Annotated in this window: 17 protein-coding genes and 2 rRNA genes; 11 read left to right on the top strand and 8 right to left on the bottom strand. The window is 68.1% G+C overall.

The genetic code is table 11. From position 1 onward, the window contains the following. Positions 1–132: 132 nt before the first annotated feature. Positions 133–2,085: a streptophobe family protein gene (locus OG440_RS29210; protein WP_406009757.1), complete on the bottom strand. Its 1,953-nt coding sequence runs from the start codon at positions 2,083–2,085 to the stop codon at positions 133–135. A 246-nt stretch (positions 2,086–2,331) separates the two neighbouring features. Here OG440_RS29210 and OG440_RS29215 point away from each other — a divergent pair, with 246 nt between their 5' ends. Continuing rightward, the gene (locus OG440_RS29215) at positions 2,332–4,857 is read left to right on the top strand and encodes an FHA domain-containing protein (protein WP_406009758.1); all 2,526 of its coding nucleotides are present in this window, start codon (positions 2,332–2,334) and stop codon (positions 4,855–4,857) included. A 71-nt stretch (positions 4,858–4,928) separates the two neighbouring features. Here OG440_RS29215 and OG440_RS29220 read toward each other — a convergent pair whose 3' ends face one another. From OG440_RS29220 to OG440_RS29230, 3 genes are all read right to left on the bottom strand, one after another. Next, complete coding sequence (locus OG440_RS29220; protein ID WP_406009759.1) at positions 4,929–5,678, bottom strand: transglycosylase SLT domain-containing protein; 750 nt, start codon at positions 5,676–5,678, stop codon at positions 4,929–4,931. Positions 5,679–5,979: 301 nt separating this feature from the next. Continuing rightward, on the bottom strand, positions 5,980–7,086 hold the full coding sequence (locus tag OG440_RS29225; RefSeq protein WP_406009760.1) for an S-adenosylmethionine:tRNA ribosyltransferase-isomerase: 1,107 nt from the start codon (positions 7,084–7,086) through the stop codon (positions 5,980–5,982). Next, positions 7,083–7,778: an SDR family NAD(P)-dependent oxidoreductase gene (locus OG440_RS29230; RefSeq protein WP_406009761.1), complete on the bottom strand. Its 696-nt coding sequence runs from the start codon at positions 7,776–7,778 to the stop codon at positions 7,083–7,085. The genes OG440_RS29225 and OG440_RS29230 overlap by 4 nt, the downstream gene beginning before the upstream one ends. A 241-nt stretch (positions 7,779–8,019) precedes the next feature. Here OG440_RS29230 and OG440_RS29235 point away from each other — a divergent pair, with 241 nt between their 5' ends. The 4 genes from OG440_RS29235 to OG440_RS29250 all read left to right on the top strand — a co-directional run bounded on the left by OG440_RS29235 (position 8,020) and on the right by OG440_RS29250 (position 10,667). Then, positions 8,020–9,165 (top strand): GAF domain-containing sensor histidine kinase, encoded by a 1,146-nt coding sequence (locus OG440_RS29235; protein ID WP_406009762.1) that lies wholly within the window; start codon positions 8,020–8,022, stop codon positions 9,163–9,165. Continuing rightward, positions 9,158–9,799 carry a response regulator gene (locus OG440_RS29240; RefSeq protein ID WP_406009763.1) on the top strand — a complete coding sequence of 214 codons (642 nt, stop codon included), beginning with the start codon at positions 9,158–9,160 and terminating at the stop codon, positions 9,797–9,799. The genes OG440_RS29235 and OG440_RS29240 overlap by 8 nt, the downstream gene beginning before the upstream one ends. A 190-nt stretch (positions 9,800–9,989) precedes the next feature. Beyond that, complete coding sequence (gene chpE, locus OG440_RS29245; RefSeq protein WP_351764605.1) at positions 9,990–10,235, top strand: chaplin ChpE; 246 nt, start codon at positions 9,990–9,992, stop codon at positions 10,233–10,235. A gap of 192 nt (positions 10,236–10,427) precedes the next feature. Next, positions 10,428–10,667 carry a chaplin gene (locus OG440_RS29250; protein WP_406009764.1) on the top strand — a complete coding sequence of 80 codons (240 nt, stop codon included), beginning with the start codon at positions 10,428–10,430 and terminating at the stop codon, positions 10,665–10,667. 180 nt (positions 10,668–10,847) lie between these two features. Here OG440_RS29250 and OG440_RS29255 read toward each other — a convergent pair whose 3' ends face one another. Beyond that, positions 10,848–11,636: a hypothetical protein gene (locus OG440_RS29255; RefSeq protein ID WP_406009765.1), complete on the bottom strand. Its 789-nt coding sequence runs from the start codon at positions 11,634–11,636 to the stop codon at positions 10,848–10,850. Positions 11,637–11,789: 153 nt separating this feature from the next. Here OG440_RS29255 and OG440_RS29260 point away from each other — a divergent pair, with 153 nt between their 5' ends. The 3 genes from OG440_RS29260 (at position 11,790) to OG440_RS29270 (ending at position 14,189) form a co-directional block, all read left to right on the top strand. Next, positions 11,790–12,587 carry an ABC transporter ATP-binding protein gene (locus OG440_RS29260; RefSeq protein ID WP_406009766.1) on the top strand — a complete coding sequence of 266 codons (798 nt, stop codon included), beginning with the start codon at positions 11,790–11,792 and terminating at the stop codon, positions 12,585–12,587. A gap of 53 nt (positions 12,588–12,640) precedes the next feature. Beyond that, positions 12,641–13,072, top strand: coding sequence for an NfeD family protein (locus tag OG440_RS29265; protein WP_406009767.1), 432 nt, complete (start codon positions 12,641–12,643; stop codon positions 13,070–13,072). Between the two features lie 142 nt (positions 13,073–13,214). Continuing rightward, positions 13,215–14,189, top strand: a complete 975-nt coding sequence (locus OG440_RS29270; RefSeq protein ID WP_406009768.1) for an SPFH domain-containing protein — start codon at positions 13,215–13,217, stop codon at positions 14,187–14,189. A 68-nt stretch (positions 14,190–14,257) separates the two neighbouring features. On the opposite strand, the gene OG440_RS29275 is transcribed toward OG440_RS29270, so the two are convergent. The 3 genes from OG440_RS29275 to OG440_RS29285 form a co-directional block, all read right to left on the bottom strand. Continuing rightward, the gene (locus OG440_RS29275; RefSeq protein WP_020130380.1) at positions 14,258–14,764 is read right to left on the bottom strand and encodes an HNH endonuclease; all 507 of its coding nucleotides are present in this window, start codon (positions 14,762–14,764) and stop codon (positions 14,258–14,260) included. 197 nt (positions 14,765–14,961) lie between these two features. Further along, positions 14,962–15,501 carry a YbhB/YbcL family Raf kinase inhibitor-like protein gene (locus tag OG440_RS29280; protein ID WP_406009769.1) on the bottom strand — a complete coding sequence of 180 codons (540 nt, stop codon included), beginning with the start codon at positions 15,499–15,501 and terminating at the stop codon, positions 14,962–14,964. Positions 15,502–15,621: 120 nt separating this feature from the next. Then, positions 15,622–16,404, bottom strand: coding sequence for a sporulation protein (locus OG440_RS29285; RefSeq protein ID WP_406009770.1), 783 nt, complete (start codon positions 16,402–16,404; stop codon positions 15,622–15,624). Positions 16,405–16,555: 151 nt separating this feature from the next. On the opposite strand from OG440_RS29285, the gene OG440_RS29290 reads away from it, so the two are divergent. The 3 genes from OG440_RS29290 (at position 16,556) to OG440_RS29300 (ending at position 22,698) form a co-directional block, all read left to right on the top strand. Beyond that, positions 16,556–17,197 (top strand): DNA-3-methyladenine glycosylase, encoded by a 642-nt coding sequence (locus OG440_RS29290; protein WP_406009771.1) that lies wholly within the window; start codon positions 16,556–16,558, stop codon positions 17,195–17,197. A 539-nt stretch (positions 17,198–17,736) separates the two neighbouring features. Continuing rightward, a 16S ribosomal RNA gene (locus tag OG440_RS29295) occupies positions 17,737–19,261 on the top strand. Positions 19,262–19,575: 314 nt separating this feature from the next. Next, positions 19,576–22,698, top strand: a 23S ribosomal RNA gene (locus OG440_RS29300). The 16S and 23S rRNA genes sit together here, the layout of an rRNA operon. Positions 22,699–22,730: the final 32 nt, after the last annotated feature.

Below are 22,730 nucleotides of genomic sequence, written 5' to 3' on the forward strand. Positions count from 1 at the left end.
ACCGTATCCGGCACCCAGTGCCGCGCGCCCCCGAGGTCCGCCTGACGGACGGGTAACAGTAAATGGCGCCGAGGTGGCGCGCTGCCCAACAGTAGCCCGCCGGCATCCCGCGGGCCTTCCGGGCGTCGGCCCTCACCGCGGTCCGCCAGGCGCCCGGGGCCCCTTCGGAGGAGCGGGAGGCGGTGGCGGAGGCGGCGGACCCTCCTGTCCCGGCGGCGGCCGTTCGCCGGGACGCGGGCCCGGAGGCCGGCGTGGCGCGCGGGGCGGCGGCCCCATCGGCCGGACCACGGTCGGAGCGCCGTAGACGTCGTCCGCCCCCGGCGAGCCGGGCGGCGGCCGGTCGTCGCCCGGCGGCGGCTCGTTCCGCCGGGCGCTCTGGTAAGGCCTCGACCGGCCGCTGTCATCCCGTCCGGCCCGCTCCGGCCGAGCCCGCTCGGGCCGCGTGTCCCGCGACTCCCGCAACTCCTCCGGGATCCGCAGATAGGGGTTGGTCGCCGGATTCGGCGGCCGGTACGACGGCGCGTTCGGCGTGTACGGTCCCGCCCGGTCACCCGGATACCCCGACGACCCGCCGCCCTCGCCGGGCCCCGCGGCGCCCCTGGGGTCACTGCGTGCCAGTGGCGCCGCCCGCCGCCCCGCGGCACCCGTGGCCCGGGCCAGCAGCGCGCCGACGGCTCCCGCACTCGCGCCCCACAGGGCACCCAGCAGCAACGCCACCCCGAGGTGCCCGTGCAGCTCGATCCCGGCGCCGAAGGCGTCGAACCCCAGTACGGACAGAGAGGCGTCCACGGACACGTGCGTCAACCAGGCGATCAACGGCAACGCCACGCCGGTCGCCACCCCCAGCCGCACGGCGCAACGCCCGGCGAACCCGACCGCCCCGACCGCACCGGCCCCACGACCGCCCCTGCCTCCTCCCGCCCCTGCCCCCGTGACGGCCGTCGAGTCCGGCGGCGATCCCGTCGCCCCCACCGGTGTCCGCACCGCCGTCAGCACCCCCGCCAGCAGCATCATCAGCGCCGCCGCCACGCCCAGCAGCCAGACCCTCGCGTCCAGCTCGGCGAGACGGCCCAGCGTCACCGACCGCTCGGTGCCGGCGCCCAGCAGATCGTCCAGCGGGTCCGGGAGGACGCCGGTCAGCGCGCCGCTCGCCCGTCCGTCCCACGGGACGAACAGACCGATCGGGATGCCCAGCCACACCCCGTTCGGCGCGCCGAGCAGCGCCGCTCCCGCGATCCGCCGGGGATGGTCGTCGCCGATCGCCGCGTACGCCGCCGCCGCGAACCCGGCCGCCACGGCCACCAGCAGCACGGTCACCACGGCGGACACCGCCGGCCGCACCACACGGTGCACCGCCTCCCAGCCGCTCGGCAGCGGCGTACGGCGCGAGGCCAGCAGCGCGATCAGCAGGATGCCGAGGGACCAGCCGAGGCCGCCGAGCAGCGTGGGCGCCGTGTCGACGGTGAAACCGACCGCGGCCTTCGCGTCGACGAGGTCGCCGAGCCGGTCGGGCAGCAGTCCGCCGATGTCTCCCAGCCCGGGGACCTCCAGGCCGCCGCCCCCGCCCCCGCCGCCGGTGCCGGGCAGGTCGTCCAGTCCCAGCGCGCTCCCGTCGAGCGTGATGACGTCGTGTCCCGCCCAGGCGAGTCCGCCGAGCATCGCCACGTACAGCCCGGCCACCGTGCCGACCCGGGCGGCGAGTTCGGCCGGAGCGATCACAACTCCCGCCGTCCGCAAGGACCGCAGGAAGAACCACGACAGCAGCAGAGCGCCCACCAGGCTCACACCCAATGGCGTGATCTCGAGGGCCGTGTTCGCCTCCGCCCCGGTGAGCCCGAACGCGGACACGTCGCCCGACGGCGTCACCGAGCCCCCGGCGGCCAGGGCCACCACCGCGGCCGTCATCGGGCCCAACGAGCCCGCGGAGTCCGCCTGAAGGAGGTGCAGTCCCAGCGCCGCCGTCCCGGCCATGCCGATCAACGCCCAGCTCACCGCCGCGACGGCGGCCAGCAACACGTCGATCCACGGCACGCCGCTGCCGCGCGCCGCGCTCCCACTGCCCTCGACACCCGTACCGGCACTCATGCAGACCCCCCGATCCGCGGCGCGCGGCGGCGAAGATCGCCGCTTCCGTCCCCCTCGCGTGCCTTTACCACTCTCCGGGCCGGTTTCAACCCCGTCAACGGGAACGGCCGATACGCTCGCGCACGCTCTTCACAAGGCCCGACTTTCGGTCAGGGGGCCGCTACTGAAATAGTTCCCCCCGATGTTCGACATCCCTAGACTCCCCGTTGATGGGGCTAACTCGGGGGACAACTCAGTGGGGCTGGAGTGCCGGAACTCGTACTGGAATTGAACGGACGCACCTGGACGCTCGACCCGTCCAGGCCATACACCCTCGGACGTGATCCGCAGGGCGACATCGTCCTCGACGACGCCAGGGTCTCCTGGCGTCACGCCACGGTCAGCTTCAACGGGCGCAGTTGGGTCGTCGAGGACCACGGGAGCACCAACGGCACGTTCGCGCGGGGGCAGCGGATCCATCAGCTGGAGATCGGCCCCGGATCGGCGTTGCACCTGGGCAACGCGACCGACGGGCCGCGCGTGAACCTCTCGGGAGCGCAGGCGCCGGCCGCGCAGCCGCAGCAGCCGTACGCGGCGCAGGCAGCGAACCCGGGCTGGGCCCAGCAGGCCCCGCCGCAGCAGGCGCCGCAGGCCGGCTGGCCGCCGCCGCAGCAGGGCGCGCCGCCGCAGGTCCCGCAGCAGCAGGGGCCGAGCGAGCCGTATGTGCAGCAGGTGCCCGGTGGAGGCGCGGGGGCGCCGCCGGTCTACGGCGACCGCAGCCCGACCACGTTCCACCAGTTCTCCCTCGGCCGCGTGATGCGCATCGGCCGTGCCCTGGAGAACGAGCTGGTCGTCTCCGACCTCCAGGTCTCGCGGAACCACGCCGAGTTCCACTCGACGCCCGACGGCCGTATGGAGATCCGCGACCTCGGCTCGCACAACGGCACCTACGTCAACGGCCAGCCGATCCCCAAGGGCGGCTCGGTCCAGCTCGGCCCGACGGACATCGTCGGCGTCGGCCACTCGACGTTCCGGATCGTGGGCGACCGGCTCGAGGAGTTCGTCGACACCGGCGAGGTCTCCTTCTCGGCGCGCCACCTGACCGTCACGGTCGACGGCGGCAAGCAGATCCTCAAGGACGTCTCCTTCGGCGTCCCGGAGAAGTCCCTGATCGCGGTCATCGGACCGTCCGGGTCCGGCAAGTCGACGCTGCTCAAGGCACTGACGGGCTACCGCCCGGCCAACCAGGGCGACGTGCTCTACGACAACCGGAACCTGTACAAGCAGTTCGCCGAGCTGCGCCAGCGCATCGGCCTGGTCCCGCAGGACGACATCCTGCACAAGGAACTGACCGTCAAGAGGGCCCTGAAGTACGCGGCCAAACTCCGCTTCCCCGCCGACACCACGGGCGCCGAGCGCGACGCCCGCATCGACGAGGTGCTGCGCGAGCTCAAGCTGGACATCCACAAGGAGAAGAAGATCACCTCCCTCTCCGGTGGCCAGCGCAAGCGCGTCTCGGTGGCCCTGGAGCTGCTCACCAAGCCGTCGCTGATCTTCCTGGACGAGCCGACCTCCGGCCTCGACCCGGGCATGGACCGCGATGTCATGCAGCTGCTGCGCGGCCTCGCCGACGACGGCCGCACGGTCCTGGTCGTCACGCACTCGGTGGCCGAACTCGCGATCTGCGACAAGCTGCTCGTGATGGCGCCGGGCGGCGCCGTCGCCTACTTCGGCCCGCCCGAGGAGGCGCTGAACTTCTTCGGCTACGACACCTGGGCCGACGTCTTCTCCGCCTTCGAGAACTACCGCGACTACGACTGGGCGGGCCGCTGGAAGGGCTCGCAGCACTACCAGATGTACGCCGCGGACATCGACGCCATCGCGCCGCAGTCCGTACAGATGCCCCCGATGCAGGCGATGAAGCCGCCGAAGCCGCAGGGCTGGATGTCCCAGTTCGTCACGCTGGTGCGCCGCTATGTCTCGGTGATCGCCTCGGACAAGGGCTTCCTCGCCCTGACGGTGATCCTGCCGGCCGTCCTCGGCGCGGTGAGCCTGCTGATCGACTCCGGGAACAGTCTGCTGCCCAACCCGGTCAACCCGAAGACCGGCCGGATCATCCCCAACGGCACGGCCACCACCGTCCTGCTGATCCTCGCGGTCGGCGCCTGCTTCGCGGGCGCGGCCAACTCGGTCCGCGAGCTCATCAAGGAACGGGTCATCTACGAGCGCGAACGCGCCACCGGCCTGTCCCGGTCCGCGTACCTGATGTCCAAGGTGTTCGTGCTCGGTGTGGTCACCGTGCTCCAGGGCCTGCTGGTCGGCGTGATCGGCTTCGCGAGCCGGGAGATCCCGACCGAGGGCCTGGTCCTCGGCAGCGCGACCATGTTCGAGCTCTCCATCCCGATCATGGCGCTGGGCTTCACCTCGATGATGTTCGGCCTGGTCATCTCGTCGCTGGTGAAGACGGCCGAGAAGACCATGCCGCTGCTGGTCATGTTCGCGATCATCCAGGTCGTGTTCACCGGCTGTCTGTTCACCCTGAACGGCGCGGTCGGCGTCAACGAGTTCTCGTACCTGATGCCCTCGCGCTGGGCGGTCGCCGCCGCGGGCGCCACGCTGGACTTCAACAAGATCAGCCCGCCCAAGGACGGCGGCGAGACGGACCCGCTGTGGGAGCACACCGTCGGCGCCTGGGGCCTGGACATGGTCGCGCTGATCGTCCTCGGTGTGATCTGCGGCTTCTTCGTGGCCCGTTTCCTGCGCCGCCACGAGCCCGAGGTCATGCGCAAGTAGTCACCGCCGAAGTACGCCGATGGGCGGCACCCCTCGAACGGGGTGCCGCCCATCGGCGTGTCGCAGGTGGCTCAGTACGCGCTGTCGACGTTGTCGATCGTGCCGTACTTGTCGGCCGCGTAGTTCGCCGCGGCGGTGATGTTGGCGACCGGGTCGTAGATGTTCCACGACGTTCCGGCGACGTGGTAGGCGGTGAAGGTCGGCGGGATCACCTGGAGCAGGCCCTTGGACGGGATGCCGTTGATGGCGTTGATGTCCCAGTTGTTGATCGCCTTGGGGTTGCCCGAGGACTCCCGGATGATGTTGCGGTGCAGGCCGCTGTAGGAGCCCGGGATGCCCTTGGCCTTCATGATGGCCAGGGAGTGCTTGATCCAGCCGTCGAGGTTGTTGGCGTACGTCTTGGTGGCGGCCTGCTTGACGGCGACGCGCTTGGCGGACCGGCTCGCGGCCTCCTTGGCCTTGCGGGCGGCGGCGGCCTTCTTGGCGGCGGCCGCGGCGGCCGCCTTCTTCTTCGCGACGGCCGCCTCGGCGGCGGCCTTCTTCTTCGCCGCGGCGGCCGCGGCGGCCTTCTTCTTCGCCGCGGCGGCCGCGGCGGCCTTCTTCTTGGCCTCGATGGCGTCGACCTTCACGCTCGTCGTGGCCAGCTGGTCGGTCACGCTGGCCTTGACAGCCTGCACCTGCGTCGTGCTGTAGGCGACCCGGGCCGAGGAGACGGCGTCCGTAGTGGCCTGCGCGTCGGCCGGCACCACGGAGAAGGCGAGGGCGGCGGCACCGAGCGTGGCGGCACCGGCGATCGCGATCTTGCGAGTGTTCTTGGGCATGCGGAAGGACCTCTTCGAATAGCGCGGAGGTCGCTCACTTCGTCCACGGCGGACAGCGGGTGCTTGAGGCACGAGCGCCGCCGGGGGAGAACCCACGGCGCTGAGCGACGAGAGCCATTGTTAGCGGCCGCAAAATGCCCAGGCAAAGGTGTGACGTACGATCCCCGATAGTAGATCAGGGAAGGGCAAATCGGGACAGATAGAACCATCTGCCCCGTTCATCGCGTCCCCTTTATCTCCTATTGCCCGTAGTACGTGATCCGCGCCCTATGTGCGGGCTCACATGGACCCCACCGCGTTCTCACTGGTAGTTGCCCGAGCAATGCTCTGCGTCAACGTTCTGCGCCGGGATGAGGAGGTGCACGTCCCCGAACTCGTGCCACAGGTAGCGCCCCGCCAGCGCCTCGTCGTAGCCGCGGCTGATCGCGGCCCGCCCCGCCACCGCCTCCAGCATCAGCAGATGGGAGGCCTCCGGCTCGTGCAGCCCGGTCAGCAGACCGTCCACCACCCGCACCCCGCGCGCGGGAGTGACGACCAGGTCCGTCCAACCCGCACGCGCGCGTACGACCCCGTCCGCCCCGGCCGCCGACTCCACCGCCCGCACGGCGGTCGTCCCCACCGCGATCACCCGCCCGCCCGTCCGTCCCCCCACACCACCGCGCACCGTGTTGATCAGCCGCGCCGACGCCTCCGGCACCACGAACCGCTCCGGATACGGCGGCTCGTGCACCTCGGCCGAGGCCACCCCGGTGTGCAGCGTGATCGGCGCGAACTGCACCCCCCGGCTCACCAGCTCCGCCACCAGGGCCGCGGTGAAGGGCCGCGCCGCACTTGGCATCTCCGCGCTGCCCGCCCCGTCGGCCGACGGCAGCGCGAACACCGTCTGATAGACGGACAGCGGCTGATCCCGCTCCGTATAGGAGTAGCGGATGGGCCGTCCCTGCGCGCGCAGCAGCCCGGGCACCGCCCCGCCAGGAGACACCCGCGCCCACCACAGCCGTCCGCTCCCCGGGCTCAGCGGCTCCTCCAGCGCCAGCCGCACACCCCCGGCCAGCCGCACCTCGGTCCCCGCGGGCCCGCCGGGCCGCGCGCGGGTGGTACCCGTCCCGTCCGGGTCCCGCAGCTCGACGGCCCACCGTCCGTCGTCACCGCGGGTGGAGAAGTGCACCACCACGCGCGCGTGCCCGACCCGCCCGTCCACGGCCGCCGCCAGTGTCGGCGAGGTGTTCACCACGAGCACGTCCCCGGCCCGCAGCAGACACGGCAGCTCCCGGAACGTGTGATGCGTGGCCTCCGTCCCCCGCGACACCAGCAGCCGTACGTCGTCCCGGCCCCGCCCCGGGCCGCGCTGCTCGGCCGGCACCCGCGCGGACAGCTCCTCGGGAACCCGCTGCACGGCCAGCGTCATCGCCGTCCCTCCAGCAGGGCCGGAGCCCCGTACCGCCCACTCGCCGGCCGTTCGTCCAGCAGCCGCAGGAAGGCCGGCGCCACCGCCGCCGGATCCGGGCGCGGACCGTCGTCGTCCGGTACGGCCGCCGCGTACAGGTCCGTCGCCATGTCCCCGGGGTCCACCGCCCACACCCGCAGCCCCGGCTCCTCCGCGCCCAGCACCGCCGCGAGATGGTCGAGCGCCGCCTTCGACGCCCCGTAGCCGCCCCAGGTCTCGTACGCCTCGGCCGCCGCGTCCGAACTGACGGTGATCACCGCGCCCGCCCGCGCCCCGAGCAACGGCAGGGCCTCCTGCACCAGCCCCAGCGCCGCCACGACGTTCACCTCCAGGGCCCGCCGCAGCCCGTCCAGGGGCAGCTCGGCCAGCCGCACCAGCGGCTCGGCGCCCAGCGCGCTCGCGTTGTTCACCAGCAGGTCGCAGCCCCCGAGCCGGCTTGCGGCCGCCACCAGCTCGGCCCGGTGCGCCGCATCCGTCACGTCCCCCGCGCGGGCCTCGACCCGGGTCCCGTGCACCGCCACGGCCGCCGCCGTCTCCTTCAGCACCTCCGCGGTCCTGGCGTCGAGCACCAGATCCCAGCCCCGTGCGGCCAGCGCCTCGGCCAGCGCCCGCCCCAGCCCCTTCGACGCGCCCGTGATGATCGCAACCGGCATGACAACCGTCCCCTCGTCCGACCGCCTCCGTCCGGCGGTGATCCCAACGTAGGAACCGGCCCCCCGCCCCCGCCTCGGACGCGGGACGGGAGCCGAGCGGGCCCTTCGTCGTACGCCCGCGCACCTGGTCCCCGGGCCCTAGGCCGGGGTACCGGGGACCTCGGTCCTAGGTCTTCCGCCCCGGTCCGGGGCCGTCACAGGTCCGATCCGCGCTGTCACACCCCGCCGGTACCGTGAGGACATGAGTCAAGGCCCCCGGTCCGGCCTCGCCGCGGTGAGCTCCGCGCTGCTGGCCATGAGCAGGCACCTCGAGGTCCGCGACGTGCTCAAGACGATCGTCGCCTCCGCCCGCGAGCTGCTGGACGCGCAGTACGCCGCCCTCGGCGTGCCCGACGATCACGGCGGCTTCGCCCAGTTCGTCGTCGACGGTGTCGGTGAGGACCAGTGGAAGGCCATCGGCCCGCTGCCCCGCCAGCACGGCATCCTGGCGGCGATGCTCCAGGAGGCGCGGCCCCAGCGGCTCGCCGACGTCCGCGAGGACCCGCGCTTCGAGGGCTGGCCGTCCGCCCACCCCGAGATGTCCGACTTCCTGGGCTTGCCCGTCCGGGACGGCGACGAGGTGCTGGGCGCCCTGTTCCTGGCCAACAAGAACTGCGTGAAGCCCCAGGGCGGCTGCGGCTTCACCGAGGACGACGAGGAACTGCTCTCGATCCTCGCCCAGCACGCCGCGATAGCCCTCACCAACGCCCGCCTGTACGAGCGCAGCCGGGAACTGACGATCGCCGAGGAACGCTCCCGGCTGGCCCACGAACTGCACGACGCGGTCAGCCAGAAGCTGTTCTCCCTGCGCCTGACGGCCCAGGCCGCCACCGCCCTCGTCGACCGCGACCCCGCGCGCGCCAAGGACGAACTGCAACAGGTCGCCGCGCTCGCCGCCGAGGCCGCCGACGAACTGCGCGCCGCCGTGGTGGAGTTGCGTCCCGCCGCACTCGACGAGGACGGCCTCGTCGCCACCCTGCGCACCCACATCCAGGTCCTGGACCGCGCCCACACCGCGCGCGTGACGTTCACCAGCCAGGGCGTCCGCGCCCTGCCCGCGGCGCAGGAGGAGGCCCTGCTGCGGGTCGCCCAGGAGGCGCTGCACAACGCGCTGCGCCACTCCGGGGCGGGACGCGTCGAGGTGACCCTCGGCAAGCGCGGCCCGGGCACGGTCCTGCGCGTCACGGACGACGGCGCGGGCTTCGACCCGACGACGGTCCGCCGGGCCGGCCGCCATCTCGGACTGGTGTCGATGCGGGACCGGGCGGGCGGCGTCGGTGGCACGCTCACGGTGGAATCGGCGCCCGGCGAGGGCACCACGATCGAGATGGAGGCTCCCGGTGGCTGACGCAATCAAGGTGCTGCTCGTCGACGACCACCAGGTCGTCCGCCGGGGCCTGCGCACCTTCCTGGAGGTGCAGGACGACATCGAGGTCGTCGGCGAGGCCGCCGACGGCGCCGAAGGAGTCGCCCTCGCCGAGGAGTTGAGGCCCGACGTCGTCCTGATGGACGTCAAGATGCCCGGCATGGACGGCGTCGAGGCCCTCCGCAGACTCCGCGACCTGGCCAACCCCGCGCGCGTGCTGATCGTCACCAGCTTCACCGAGCAGCGCACGGTGGTCCCGGCCCTGCGCGCGGGCGCCGCCGGATACGTCTACAAGGACGTGGACCCCGACGCCCTCGCCGGCGCCATCCGCTCGGTCCACGCCGGTCACATCCTGCTCCAGCCGGAGGTCGCCGGGGCGCTCCTCTCCCAGGACGAGGGCACCTCGGGCCAGGGCAGGGGCGGCACGCTCACCGAACGCGAGCGCGAGGTGCTCGGACTGATAGCGGACGGCCGCTCCAACCGGGAGATCGCCCGGACCCTGGTCCTCTCCGAGAAGACCGTCAAGACACACGTCTCGAACATCCTGATGAAGCTCGACCTCGCGGACCGTACCCAGGCGGCGTTGTGGGCCGTGCGCCACGGCATGACCCGCTGAGACACGCTCCGGCGCACCACCCGGAGCGTCGCGGGGCGCCCCGGCGGGGACGAGCCGGAAGGTTAACTTCCGATCCGAGATTCATACCGTCGTGGGAATGTCCCCCGGATGGCGCATCCTTCGGGGCGCGCCGCCGTTCTCCAGTGCGTGCCGCGGCGACTGCCGCGGTGATCGCTAGGAGGGGTCAGTAGTGAAGAACCTGAAGAAGGCGGCGGCTGTGACGATGGTGGCCGGCGGGCTGATGGCCGCGGGCGCCGGTATGGCCTCCGCCAGCGACGGCGCCACCGCCCTCGGCGAGGCCAAGGGCTCGCCGGGCGTCGTCTCGGGCAATCTCGTCCAGGCCCCGGTGCACGTCCCGGTCAACGTGGTCGGCAACAGCGTGAACGTCATCGGTGTGCTGAACCCGGCCTTCGGCAACCTGGGCCTCAACCACTGAGGTCCCGCCCGCACCCGCGGTGACGTCCGGCCTCCCCGGGCCCCCACCGGGGAGGCCGGTCTGTTTGTCGCTCCAATGATCCGAACGAGGTGTCTTACCGGCGGCCCCCGCACCGTCCTCGCGCACTGCCGCGTTGGACAGCGCACGACCCGCGGCCGGGTCGGACACGCAACCGCAGGAGGAACTCTTCCCATGAACATCGCCAAGAAGGCCGCCGTGGCCCTCACCGTCGCCGGTATCGCCGCAGGCGCCTCCGCCGGTGCCGCCGTCGCCGACGCCGGTGCCGAAGGCGCGGCCGTGAAGTCGCCGGGCGTCGTCTCGGGCAACGTCGTCCAGGTCCCGGTGCACATCCCGGTCAACGTCTGCGGCAACACGATCAACGTGATCGGCGTGCTGAACCCGGCGTTCGGCAACACCTGCGTCAACGACTGAGATCGCAGCCGCACCAGGGAGGGGCCCACACGTCGACGTGTGGGCCCCTCCGCATGCCGCCACTTCCGCCGAAACCGGCCGCCCCGCCTTCAGTCGCCGCCCGGCAACCGGGCCCGTCCGGGAGCCCCCGGGCACAGCCCCCACCGGTTCACCCCGCCCGGGGCACCCCGGCACCGGCACTCACCGCACCCCTCGCTCCCGCTCCTCCACCACGGAGTTGTACGCGGCGACCAGAGCCCGCCGAGCCGTCCGCTCCACCGGCCGCAGCGCCTCCGAGCGCACCGCCATCTCCGCCGAACTGACCGCGCCCCCGGGCCCGTTCTCCTGCGCGAGGGACACCAGCAGCCCCACCCGCTGCGCCAGCTCCAGCACCCGCACCGCCCGGGGCGGATACCCCGGCGCCAGGACCTCCCGCCCCCGCTCGGCCCGAGCCCGGTACGCGTCGATCGCCGCCTCGGCCACCGGCCCCGACCCGGCGAGGTCCAACCGTGCCAGCACCGCCGTGGCGTCCCGCAGCGCCTCCGCCAGCTCCCGCTCCGCCTCGCCCAGCGACGGCACGTCGGCCGGCGGAGCCTCCCGCACCGGCAGGCAGTGCCACACGACCTCGACATGCACGTCACCGTCGGGACCGGCCTCGTACACCTCCGGCACCAGCCCGTACCCGGCGCCGTGACAGACCACGGCCTCCTCCGCCTCCAGCGCCCGCGTGTTGAACTCCGGCGGTCCGCTCAGCCCCAGCGGATGTCCCGGCGCGGGCAGCGCGACCCGCAGCCCGCTCACCCCGAGCGCCCGCAGCCGCCCCAGCGCGAGCGTGAGCCCGACGGGCGCCGACTCACCGGGCAGCCCCTCCATCCGGTGCACGGCGTCCTCGCCGACGATGGCGAGCACGGCGTCATCCGGCGAGACAATTCCGGCCAACAGGGCATTTCCCCAAGCGGCGAGGCGACCAGAGCGCGGTTCCGAGAGCATGCCCCCACCCTAAGGACCGGACCGATGGAACGGGCCGCCCGACCGGTGGCGTAGATTTTCCCGGAGAGGCCGCGCCCACCCACGCGCGGCGGTCCGAGCCACCGGCGCCCGCGACAACCGACCGGCCACACTGCAAGGGGAGACAACGCGCTCATGAGCGATGTTCTGGAGCTTCAGGACGTATCTGTGGTCCGTGAGGGCCGGGCTCTGGTGGACCAGGTCTCCTGGTCGGTCAAGGAGGGCGAGCGCTGGGTCATCCTCGGTCCCAACGGGGCCGGCAAGACGACCCTCCTGAACATCGCCTCCACCTACCTCTTCCCCAGCGCCGGAACCGTCTCCATCCTCGGCGAGACCCTCGGCAGCCCCGGTACCGACGTCTTCGAGCTGCGCCCCCGCGTCGGCATGGCCGGCATCGCCCTCGCCGACAAGCTCCCCAAGCGCCAGACCGTCCTGCAGACGGTGCTGACCGCCGCGTACGGCATGACGGCCGGCTGGCAGGAGGAGTACGAGGACATCGACGAGCAGCGCGCCCGCGCCTTCCTCGACCGCCTCGGCATGAGCGACTACCTGGACCGCAAGTTCGGCACGCTCTCCGAGGGCGAACGCAAGCGCACCCTCATCGCCCGCGCCCTGATGACCGACCCCGAGCTGCTGCTCCTCGACGAGCCCGCCGCCGGCCTGGACCTCGGCGGCCGCGAGGACCTCGTACGCCGCCTCGGCCGCCTCGCGCGCGACCCCATCGCCCCCTCGATGATCATGGTGACCCACCACGTCGAGGAGATCGCCCCCGGCTTCACCCACGTCCTCATGATCCGCCAGGGCAAGGTCCTCGCCGCGGGCCCGGTCGAGCTGGAGCTCACCTCCCGCAACCTCTCCCTCTGCTTCGGCCTCCCGCTCGTGGTGGAACAGGTCGGCGACCGCTGGACGGCCCAGGGCCTTCCGATGTCCTGACCGCTCCTCGTGCGCCCTGTCCCCGGCAGGACGTGCGGCCCTACCATGACGGTGTGAACGACATCGACGCGTGGGTGTGGTGGCTCGTCGGCGCGGCAGCGCTCGGAATCCCGCTCGTGGTGACCGCCATGCCCGAGTTCGGCATGCTCGCGGTCGGCGCGGTGGCCGCCGCCGTCGCGGCAGGCCTCGGCTTCGGAGCCGTCGCCCAGGTGCTCGTCTTCATCGTCATCTCCGTCGCACTGATCGCCGTCGTACGCCCGATCGCGACCCGGCACGCCAGACAGCGTCCCCAACTCGCCACCGGCATCGACGCGTTGAAGGGCAAGCAGGCCGTCGTACTGGAGCGGGTCGACGGCTCGGGCGGCCGCGTCAAACTCGCCGGAGAGATCTGGTCGGCACGCGCCCTCGACACCGACCGCGCCTACGACGTGGGGCAGGAGGTCGACGTCGTGGACATCGAGGGTGCCACGGCGATCGTCATCTGACCCTGCTCAACTCCCGCACGACGTAAGTGAACAGAACACCTCACGAGCCGTACGACGGTCTGTCACACTCGTCCAGCAAGATCTTCAACAGGCATAAGATCTTCCGAAAGCGCCGAGGCGGAGAAAGGTACGGGGAGCCGCGATGGAACCGGTCATCATCGTCCTGGTCATTCTGGTGGTGTTGGTCTTCATCGCCCTGATCAAGACGATCCAGGTCATCCCGCAGGCGAGTGCCGCCATCGTGGAGCGGTTCGGCCGCTACACGCGCACACTCAACGCGGGTCTCAACATCGTCGTCCCGTTCATAGACACCATCCGCAACCGCATCGACCTGCGCGAACAGGTCGTCCCGTTCCCGCCGCAGCCGGTGATCACCCAGGACAACCTGGTCGTGAACATCGACACCGTCATCTACTACCAGGTGACCGACGCCCGGGCCGCGACCTACGAGGTCGCCAGCTACATCCAGGCGATCGAGCAGCTCACCGTCACCACGCTCCGCAACATCATCGGCGGCATGGACCTCGAGCGGACCCTGACCTCCCGCGAGGAGATCAACGCGGCCCTGCGCGGAGTCCTCGACGAGGCGACCGGCAAGTGGGGCATCCGCGTCAACCGCGTGGAACTGAAGGCCATCGAGCCCCCGACCTCCATCCAGGACTCGATGGAGAAGCAGATGCGCGCCGACCGTGACAAGCGCGCCGCGATCCTCACCGCCGAAGGCACGCGCCAGGCCGCCATCCTCACCGCCGAGGGCGAGAAGCAGTCCCAGATCCTGCGCGCCGAGGGTGAGGCCAAGGCAGCCGCCCTGCGCGCCGAGGGCGAGGCCCAGGCCGTGCGGACGGTCTTCGAGGCCATCCACGCCGGTGACCCGGACCAGAAGCTCCTCTCGTACCAGTACCTCCAGATGCTCCCGAAGATCGCCGAAGGCGACGCCAACAAGCTCTGGATCGTCCCCAGCGAGATCGGCGACGCCCTCAAGGGGCTGTCCGGCGCGATGGGCAACTTCGGGAACTTCGGCGGCGGTTCGGGCGGCAACAACTCCGGCAACGGCAACGGCAACGGCAACGGCAACGGCGGCGGCAGCGAGCGCCGCGAGAAGCCGTCGATCGACTGATCCGCGGACACGACCGGGGCCCACCTTCCGAACGAAGGTGGGCCCCGGTCGTGTCCGCGGATCCCGGGCTACGCCGCGTCCATGGTCAGCCACTCCGGCAGCGCGGCCAGGTCGTCCTGCCCCAGGGCCAGCAGCATCGCGTCCGCCGGCGTCGGCTCGAACGGCTGCCGCAGCAACGGCATCTGCGCCTGCTCCGGAGTCCGGTCCGCTTTACGGTGATTGTCCTCCGCGCACGAGGCGACGGTGTTCAGCCACACGTCCTGACCCCCCTGCGCCCGCGGCACCACGTGGTCCACGGTCGTCGCCCGGCGACCGCAGTAGGCGCACCGGTGCCGGTCCCGTATCAGCACACCCCGCCTCGACCACGGAGCTTGTCTTCGGAACGGCACCCGTACGTATCTGCACAGCCTGATCACGCGAGGCGCCGGGATGTCGACCTCGGCTCCGCGCATCCGCAGTTCGGGGTGGGCCTGCTCGACGACGGCCTTGTCCTGAAGCACCAGAACGACGGCACGGTTCAACGTCACCGTCGACAGCGGCTCGAAGCTCGCGTTCAGTACCAGCGTGTCCCGCATACCAGCCCACCTCCTGTGTGCACCGGCCCACCCCCTGGCGGGCTGGGATCAACTCTGGCCGGGCACGCCGAGATGGACAACGCAATATCTGCTGCTCCACGGGGGGTGACCCCCGCGACCCCCGGCAACAAAAATGCCCGCCTCTGATCACTTCCAAGACCAGAGGCGGGCAAACGTTCAGTGAACGATGAGCTGACTCATCCCTCCGAGGGAATCTCGTACGCACCGATCAACTGGGCGCGGGCGATCGTGTGGAACCGCAGATTGAATCCGACGGCGGCGGGCGAGGCGTCGGCGTCCGGGCCGAGCTTCTCCTGGTCCACCGCGTACACGGTGAAGACGTACCGGTGCGGCCCGTCCCCCGGCGGCGGAGCGGCGCCACCGAACTCCTTGTCGCCGTAGTCGTTGCGCGCGTGCACGGCACCCTGGGGCAGCCCCTCGAACTTGCCGCCGCCCGCCCCCGCGGGCAGCTCGGTCACCGAGGCCGGGATGTCGAACAGGACCCAGTGCCAGAACCCGCTGCCCGTCGGAGCGTCGGGGTCGTAGCAGGTCACCGCGAAACTCCTGGTCCCGGACGGGAAACCCTCCCACCGCAGCTGCGGCGAGGTGTTGCCCGCCGCGTGGACCTGGGCCTCCTTGAGCGTCGCCCCCGCCCCCACATCCTCGCTCGTGACCGTGAACGACGGCACAGGCGGATGGAAATCGTGGGGCAGTGGCCGCCTCTTCGGCTCGGTCACTTCGACACCTCCTGATCGATCGGCAAGGCACTCCCTTCGGAGCCTACGACCTCCGCGCCCCGCGCGAGCACGCACGAGGGGCCCGGAACGCCGTACGGCGCTCCGGGCCCCTCGCAGGTCTCAGAACCAGTTGCGCTTGCTGCCGACCTCGGACAGCCACTGGTTGAGGTACGCCGCCCAGTCGGTCCCCTGGTAGTCGTGCAGACCCACCTGGAACGAGCGGAAGGTGTCACTGCCCTCGCTGAACAGCCCGGGCTTCTTGTCCATCTCCAGCACGACGTCCATCGTGTGCTCGTCGGCCACGAAGCTCAGCTCGACCTGGTTCAGCCCCCGGTACTGCGACGGCGGGAAGAACTCGATCTCCTGGTAGAACGGCAGCTTCTGCCGCGTACCGCGGATGTGCCCGCGCTCCAGGTCGGCGTTCTTGAAGCGGAAGCCCAGCTGGATGAAGGCGTCCAGGATCGCCTTCTGCGCCGGCAGCGGGTGCACGTTGATCGGGTCCAGGTCACCGGAGTCCACCGCGCGGGCGATCTCCAGCTCCGTGGTCACGCCGATGTTCATGCCGCGCAGCGTCTGGCCGTCGATCGTCGTGACCGGCGTCTCCCACGGGATCTCGAGCCCGAACGGCACCGCGTGCACGGCACCGGCCTGGAGCTCGAAGGCACCACCGAGCCGCAGCTTCGTGAACTCGATGTCCTGCTTGTACTCCTGGTCGCCGCTCTCGACCTCGACCTTGGCCTGAAGCCCGACCGAAAGCCCCTCGATCTGCTGCGGCACGGACCCGCCCTGGATCCGCACCTCACCCTGTACGACACCGCCCGGAACGACGTTGACCTCGGTCAGCACCGTCTCGACCGAAGCCCCGCCGGCCCCCAGACTCGCGAGCAGCTTCTTGAACGCCATGTCTCTCCCTCTACGACCTTCTTCTTACGGGATCCCTCGACCCCTACATACGCGATCCCGGCGCGGCCGGTTCCGTGCCCCACACCCTGGCAAGTCGGACGACCGCTGACCACCCCGACGCACCCACACGTCTGCACTACGCTCGGAGGGCATGATCGCGACCCCCGACCGTACGCCCCTGCCCAGGACCTTCTTCGACCGCCCTGTCCTGGAGGTGGCGCAGGATCTGCTCGGCCGTCTCCTCGTCCGTACGACCCCCGACGGTCCGATCACCCTGCGCATCACGGAGGTCGAGGCCTACGACGGCCCGAACGACCCCGGCTCCCACGCCTATCGCGGTCCCACGGCCCGCAACGGCGTCATGTTCGGTCCGCCCGGACATGTGTACGTCTACTTCACCTACGGCATGTGGCACTGCATGAACCTCGTCTGCGGCCCGGAAGGAAGGGCGAGCGCCGTCCTGCTCCGCGCCGGCGAGATCGTCGAGGGCGCCGAGTCGGCCCGCAAACGTCGACTCTCGGCCCGAAACGACAAGGAACTGGCCAAAGGGCCCGCCCGCCTGGCGACCGCCCTGGACGTGGACCGCGCCCTGGACGGCACGGACGCCTGCGCGACGGGGGACACCCCGCTGAGGATCCTGACCGGCACCCCGGTCCCCTCCGACCAGGTACGCAACGGCCCGCGAACCGGAGTCTCCGGCGACGGGGCGGTCCATCCCTGGCGGTACTGGGTCGCCGACGACCCGACGGTGAGCCCCTACAGGGCCCATGTGCCCAGGCGCCGCCGAAGTTGACTCGCTGTTGGCCGGCGCGTAACGTAGCCCGAGCCGCTTGAACCGGGTACGGCATTCGCCGGCAGTCGGAAGCGGCCAACCCACTACCTACGACGCCCCTCAGCGGGAGCGAATTCGGCATGCCTGCATGCCCGAATTCCAACCCGGCGGAACTCGATTATGAGTTGCGGAGGGAATCGGCTAACGTAGTGAATGTCGAAAGGCCGACAGGCGAAAGCCGAAAGCCCAAGACAATCCCCCCGACAGGGAATCGGATCAGGAAAAGGATCTGATAGAGTCGGAAACGCAAGACCGAAGGGAAGCGCCCGGAGGAAAGCCTGAGAGAGTCTCTCGGGTGAGTACAAAGGAAGCGTCCGTTCCTTGAGAACTCAACAGCGTGCCAAAAATCAACGCCAGATATGTTGATACCCCGTCCCCGGCAGTGATAGCCGGAGATGAGGTTCCTTTGAAACAAAACACAGCGAGGACGCTGTGAACGGCCGGGCTTATTCCGCCTGGCTGTTCCGCTCTCGTGGTGTCGTCCCGATTACGGGAAAACATTCACGGAGAGTTTGATCCTGGCTCAGGACGAACGCTGGCGGCGTGCTTAACACATGCAAGTCGAACGATGAACCACTTCGGTGGGGATTAGTGGCGAACGGGTGAGTAACACGTGGGCAATCTGCCCTTCACTCTGGGACAAGCCCTGGAAACGGGGTCTAATACCGGATAACACTTCCACTCGCATGGGTGGAGGTTAAAAGCTCCGGCGGTGAAGGATGAGCCCGCGGCCTATCAGCTTGTTGGTGAGGTAATGGCTCACCAAGGCGACGACGGGTAGCCGGCCTGAGAGGGCGACCGGCCACACTGGGACTGAGACACGGCCCAGACTCCTACGGGAGGCAGCAGTGGGGAATATTGCACAATGGGCGAAAGCCTGATGCAGCGACGCCGCGTGAGGGATGACGGCCTTCGGGTTGTAAACCTCTTTCAGCAGGGAAGAAGCGAAAGTGACGGTACCTGCAGAAGAAGCGCCGGCTAACTACGTGCCAGCAGCCGCGGTAATACGTAGGGCGCAAGCGTTGTCCGGAATTATTGGGCGTAAAGAGCTCGTAGGCGGTCTGTCACGTCGGATGTGAAAGCCCGGGGCTTAACCCCGGGTCTGCATTCGATACGGGCAGACTAGAGTGTGGTAGGGGAGATCGGAATTCCTGGTGTAGCGGTGAAATGCGCAGATATCAGGAGGAACACCGGTGGCGAAGGCGGATCTCTGGGCCATTACTGACGCTGAGGAGCGAAAGCGTGGGGAGCGAACAGGATTAGATACCCTGGTAGTCCACGCCGTAAACGGTGGGAACTAGGTGTTGGCGACATTCCACGTCGTCGGTGCCGCAGCTAACGCATTAAGTTCCCCGCCTGGGGAGTACGGCCGCAAGGCTAAAACTCAAAGGAATTGACGGGGGCCCGCACAAGCAGCGGAGCATGTGGCTTAATTCGACGCAACGCGAAGAACCTTACCAAGGCTTGACATACACCGGAAAGCATTAGAGATAGTGCCCCCTTGTGGTCGGTGTACAGGTGGTGCATGGCTGTCGTCAGCTCGTGTCGTGAGATGTTGGGTTAAGTCCCGCAACGAGCGCAACCCTTGTTCTGTGTTGCCAGCATGCCCTTCGGGGTGATGGGGACTCACAGGAGACTGCCGGGGTCAACTCGGAGGAAGGTGGGGACGACGTCAAGTCATCATGCCCCTTATGTCTTGGGCTGCACACGTGCTACAATGGCCGGTACAAAGAGCTGCGAAACCGTGAGGTGGAGCGAATCTCAAAAAGCCGGTCTCAGTTCGGATTGGGGTCTGCAACTCGACCCCATGAAGTCGGAGTTGCTAGTAATCGCAGATCAGCATTGCTGCGGTGAATACGTTCCCGGGCCTTGTACACACCGCCCGTCACGTCACGAAAGTCGGTAACACCCGAAGCCGGTGGCCCAACCCCTTGTGGGAGGGAGCTGTCGAAGGTGGGACTGGCGATTGGGACGAAGTCGTAACAAGGTAGCCGTACCGGAAGGTGCGGCTGGATCACCTCCTTTCTAAGGAGCACTTCTTACCGATCCCTTCGGGGTGAGGTCAGAGGCCAGTACATCGGCGTACGTCCGATGCTGGTTGCTCATGGGTGGAACGTTGATTATTCGGCATTCTCAGTCATCTCGGGCTGCAAGTACTGTTCTTCGGAGCGTGGAAAGCATGATCATGAGTGGCGAGGGTGCCGGGCACGCTGTTGGGTATCTGAGGGTATGGCCGTATGGCTGCCTTCAGTGCCGGCCCCAGTGAACTCGCCGAGTGTGGCGGGGTGATGGGTGGCTGGTCGTTGTTTGAGAACTGCACAGTGGACGCGAGCATCTGTGGCCAAGTTTTTAAGGGCGCACGGTGGATGCCTTGGCACCAGGAACCGATGAAGGACGTGGGAGGCCACGATAGTCCCCGGGGAGTCGTCAACCAGGCTTTGATCCGGGGGTTTCCGAATGGGGAAACCCGGCAGTCGTCATGGGCTGTCACCCGCTGCTGAACACATAGGCAGTGTGGAGGGAACGCGGGGAAGTGAAACATCTCAGTACCCGCAGGAAGAGAAAACAACCGTGATTCCGGGAGTAGTGGCGAGCGAAACCGGATGAGGCCAAACCGTATACGTGTGAGACCCGGCAGGGGTTGCGTGTGCGGGGTTGTGGGATCTCTCTTTCACAGTCTGCCGGCTGTGAGACGAGTCAGAAACCGTTGATGTAGGCGAAGGACATGCGAAAGGTCCGGCGTAGAGGGTAAGACCCCCGTAGTCGAAACATCAACGGCTCGTTTGAGAGACACCCAAGTAGCACGGGGCCCGAGAAATCCCGTGTGAATCTGGCGGGACCACCCGCTAAGCCTAAATATTCCCTGGTGACCGATAGCGGATAGTACCGTGAGGGAATGGTGAAAAGTACCGCGGGAGCGGAGTGAAATAGTACCTGAAACCGTGTGCCTACAAGCCGTGGGAGCGTCGGACGGAGAGCTTGCTCTTCGTCTCGTGACTGCGTGCCTTTTGAAGAATGAGCCTGCGAGTTTGCGGTGTGTTGCGAGGTTAACCCGAGTGGGGCAGCCGTAGCGAAAGCGAGTCCGAATAGGGCGTTTCAGTAGCACGCTCAAGACCCGAAGCGGAGTGATCTAGCCATGGGCAGGTTGAAGCGGAGGTAAGACTTCGTGGAGGACCGAACCCACCAGGGTTGAAAACCTGGGGGATGACCTGTGGTTAGGGGTGAAAGGCCAATCAAACTCCGTGATAGCTGGTTCTCCCCGAAATGCATTTAGGTGCAGCGTCGTGTGTTTCTTGCCGGAGGTAGAGCACTGGATAGGCGATGGGCCCTACCGGGTTACTGACCTTAGCCAAACTCCGAATGCCGGTAAGTGAGAGCGCGGCAGTGAGACTGTGGGGGATAAGCTCCATGGTCGAGAGGGAAACAGCCCAGAGCATCGACTAAGGCCCCTAAGCGTACGCTAAGTGGGAAAGGATGTGGAGTCGCACAGACAACCAGGAGGTTGGCTTAGAAGCAGCCACCCTTGAAAGAGTGCGTAATAGCTCACTGGTCTAGTGATTCCGCGCCGACAATGTAGCGGGGCTCAAGCGTACCGCCGAAGTCGTGTCATTCATACAATAGGGCCAACGCCTGTATGGATGGGTAGGGGAGCGTCGTGTGCCGGGTGAAGCAGCCGCGGAAGCGAGTTGTGGACGGTTCACGAGTGAGAATGCAGGCATGAGTAGCGATACACACGTGAGAAACGTGTGCGCCGATTGACTAAGGGTTCCTGGGTCAAGCTGATCTGCCCAGGGTAAGTCGGGACCTAAGGCGAGGCCGACAGGCGTAGTCGATGGATAACCGGTTGATATTCCGGTACCCGCTGTGAAGCGTCAAACATCGAACCAGGCGATGCTAAGTCCGTGAAGCCGTTCCGGACCCTTCGGGGAAAGGAAAGTGGTGGAGCCGACGAACCAGACTTGCAGTAGGTGAGTGATGGGGTGACGCAGGAAGGTAGTCCATCCCGGGCGGTGGTTGTCCCGGGGTAAGGGTGTAGGACGAACGGTAGGCAAATCCGCCGTTCACATAGTCTGAGACCTGATGCCGAGCCGATTGTGGCGAAGTGGATGATCCTATGCTGTCGAGAAAAGCCTCTAGCGAGTTTCATGGCGGCCCGTACCCTAAACCGACTCAGGTGGTCAGGTAGAGAATACCGAGGCGTTCGGGTGAACTATGGTTAAGGAACTCGGCAAAATGCCCCCGTAACTTCGGGAGAAGGGGGGCCATCACTGGTGAGAGGACTTGCTCCTCGAGCTGGGGGTGGCCGCAGAGACCAGCGAGAAGCGACTGTTTACTAAAAACACAGGTCCGTGCGAAGCCGTAAGGCGATGTATACGGACTGACGCCTGCCCGGTGCTGGAACGTTAAGGGGACCGGTTAGTCACTCTTCGGGGTGGCGAAGCTGAGAACTTAAGCGCCAGTAAACGGCGGTGGTAACTATAACCATCCTAAGGTAGCGAAATTCCTTGTCGGGTAAGTTCCGACCTGCACGAATGGCGTAACGACTTCTCGACTGTCTCAACCATAGGCCCGGTGAAATTGCACTACGAGTAAAGATGCTCGTTTCGCGCAGCAGGACGGAAAGACCCCGGGACCTTTACTACAGTTTGATATTGGTGTTCGGTTCGGCTTGTGTAGGATAGGTGGGAGACTTTGAAGCGGCCACGCCAGTGGTTGTGGAGTCGTCGTTGAAATACCACTCTGGTCGTGCTGGATGTCTAACCTGGGTCCGTGATCCGGATCAGGGACAGTGTCTGATGGGTAGTTTAACTGGGGCGGTTGCCTCCTAAAGAGTAACGGAGGCGCCCAAAGGTTCCCTCAGCCTGGTTGGCAATCAGGTGTTGAGTGTAAGTGCACAAGGGAGCTTGACTGTGAGACCGACGGGTCGAGCAGGGACGAAAGTCGGGACTAGTGATCCGGCGGTGGCTTGTGGAAGCGCCGTCGCTCAACGGATAAAAGGTACCCCGGGGATAACAGGCTGATCTTCCCCAAGAGTCCATATCGACGGGATGGTTTGGCACCTCGATGTCGGCTCGTCGCATCCTGGGGCTGGAGTCGGTCCCAAGGGTTGGGCTGTTCGCCCATTAAAGCGGTACGCGAGCTGGGTTTAGAACGTCGTGAGACAGTTCGGTCCCTATCCGCTGCGCGCGCAGGAATATTGAGAAGGGCTGTCCCTAGTACGAGAGGACCGGGACGGACGAACCTCTGGTGTGCCAGTTGTTCTGCCAAGGGCATGGCTGGTTGGCTACGTTCGGGAGGGATAACCGCTGAAAGCATCTAAGCGGGAAGCCTGCTTCGAGATGAGTATTCCCACCCCCTTGAGGGGTTAAGGCTCCCAGTAGACGACTGGGTTGATAGGCCGGATGTGGAAGCCCAGTAATGGGTGAAGCTGACTGGTACTAATAGGCCGAGGGCTTGTCCTCAGTTGCTCGCGTCCACTGTGTTAGTTCTGAGG

Source organism: Streptomyces sp. NBC_00637, from assembly GCF_045161545.1.
In the GTDB taxonomy this organism is placed as follows: domain Bacteria; phylum Actinomycetota; class Actinomycetes; order Streptomycetales; family Streptomycetaceae; genus Streptomyces.

Bases quoted from the DNA above. Each gene is read 5' to 3' on its own strand.
- OG440_RS29275 (WP_020130380.1), bottom strand. From the start codon at position 14,764: ATGCGGGACACGCTGGTACTGAACGCGAGCTTCGAGCCGCTGTCGACG.
- OG440_RS29255 (WP_406009765.1), bottom strand. From the start codon at position 11,636: ATGCTCTCGGAACCGCGCTCTGGTCGCCTCGCCGCTTGGGGAAATGCC.
- OG440_RS29285 (WP_406009770.1), bottom strand. From the start codon at position 16,404: ATGGCGTTCAAGAAGCTGCTCGCGAGTCTGGGGGCCGGCGGGGCTTCG.
- OG440_RS29220 (WP_406009759.1), bottom strand. From the start codon at position 5,678: ATGCCCAAGAACACTCGCAAGATCGCGATCGCCGGTGCCGCCACGCTC.
- OG440_RS29230 (WP_406009761.1), bottom strand. From the start codon at position 7,778: ATGCCGGTTGCGATCATCACGGGCGCGTCGAAGGGGCTGGGGCGGGCG.
- OG440_RS29270 (WP_406009768.1), top strand. From the start codon at position 13,215: ATGGAACCGGTCATCATCGTCCTGGTCATTCTGGTGGTGTTGGTCTTC.
- OG440_RS29250 (WP_406009764.1), top strand. From the start codon at position 10,428: ATGAACATCGCCAAGAAGGCCGCCGTGGCCCTCACCGTCGCCGGTATC.
- OG440_RS29210 (WP_406009757.1), bottom strand. From the start codon at position 2,085: ATGAGTGCCGGTACGGGTGTCGAGGGCAGTGGGAGCGCGGCGCGCGGC.
- OG440_RS29225 (WP_406009760.1), bottom strand. From the start codon at position 7,086: ATGACGCTGGCCGTGCAGCGGGTTCCCGAGGAGCTGTCCGCGCGGGTG.
- OG440_RS29260 (WP_406009766.1), top strand. From the start codon at position 11,790: ATGAGCGATGTTCTGGAGCTTCAGGACGTATCTGTGGTCCGTGAGGGC.
- OG440_RS29235 (WP_406009762.1), top strand. From the start codon at position 8,020: ATGAGTCAAGGCCCCCGGTCCGGCCTCGCCGCGGTGAGCTCCGCGCTG.
- OG440_RS29290 (WP_406009771.1), top strand. From the start codon at position 16,556: ATGATCGCGACCCCCGACCGTACGCCCCTGCCCAGGACCTTCTTCGAC.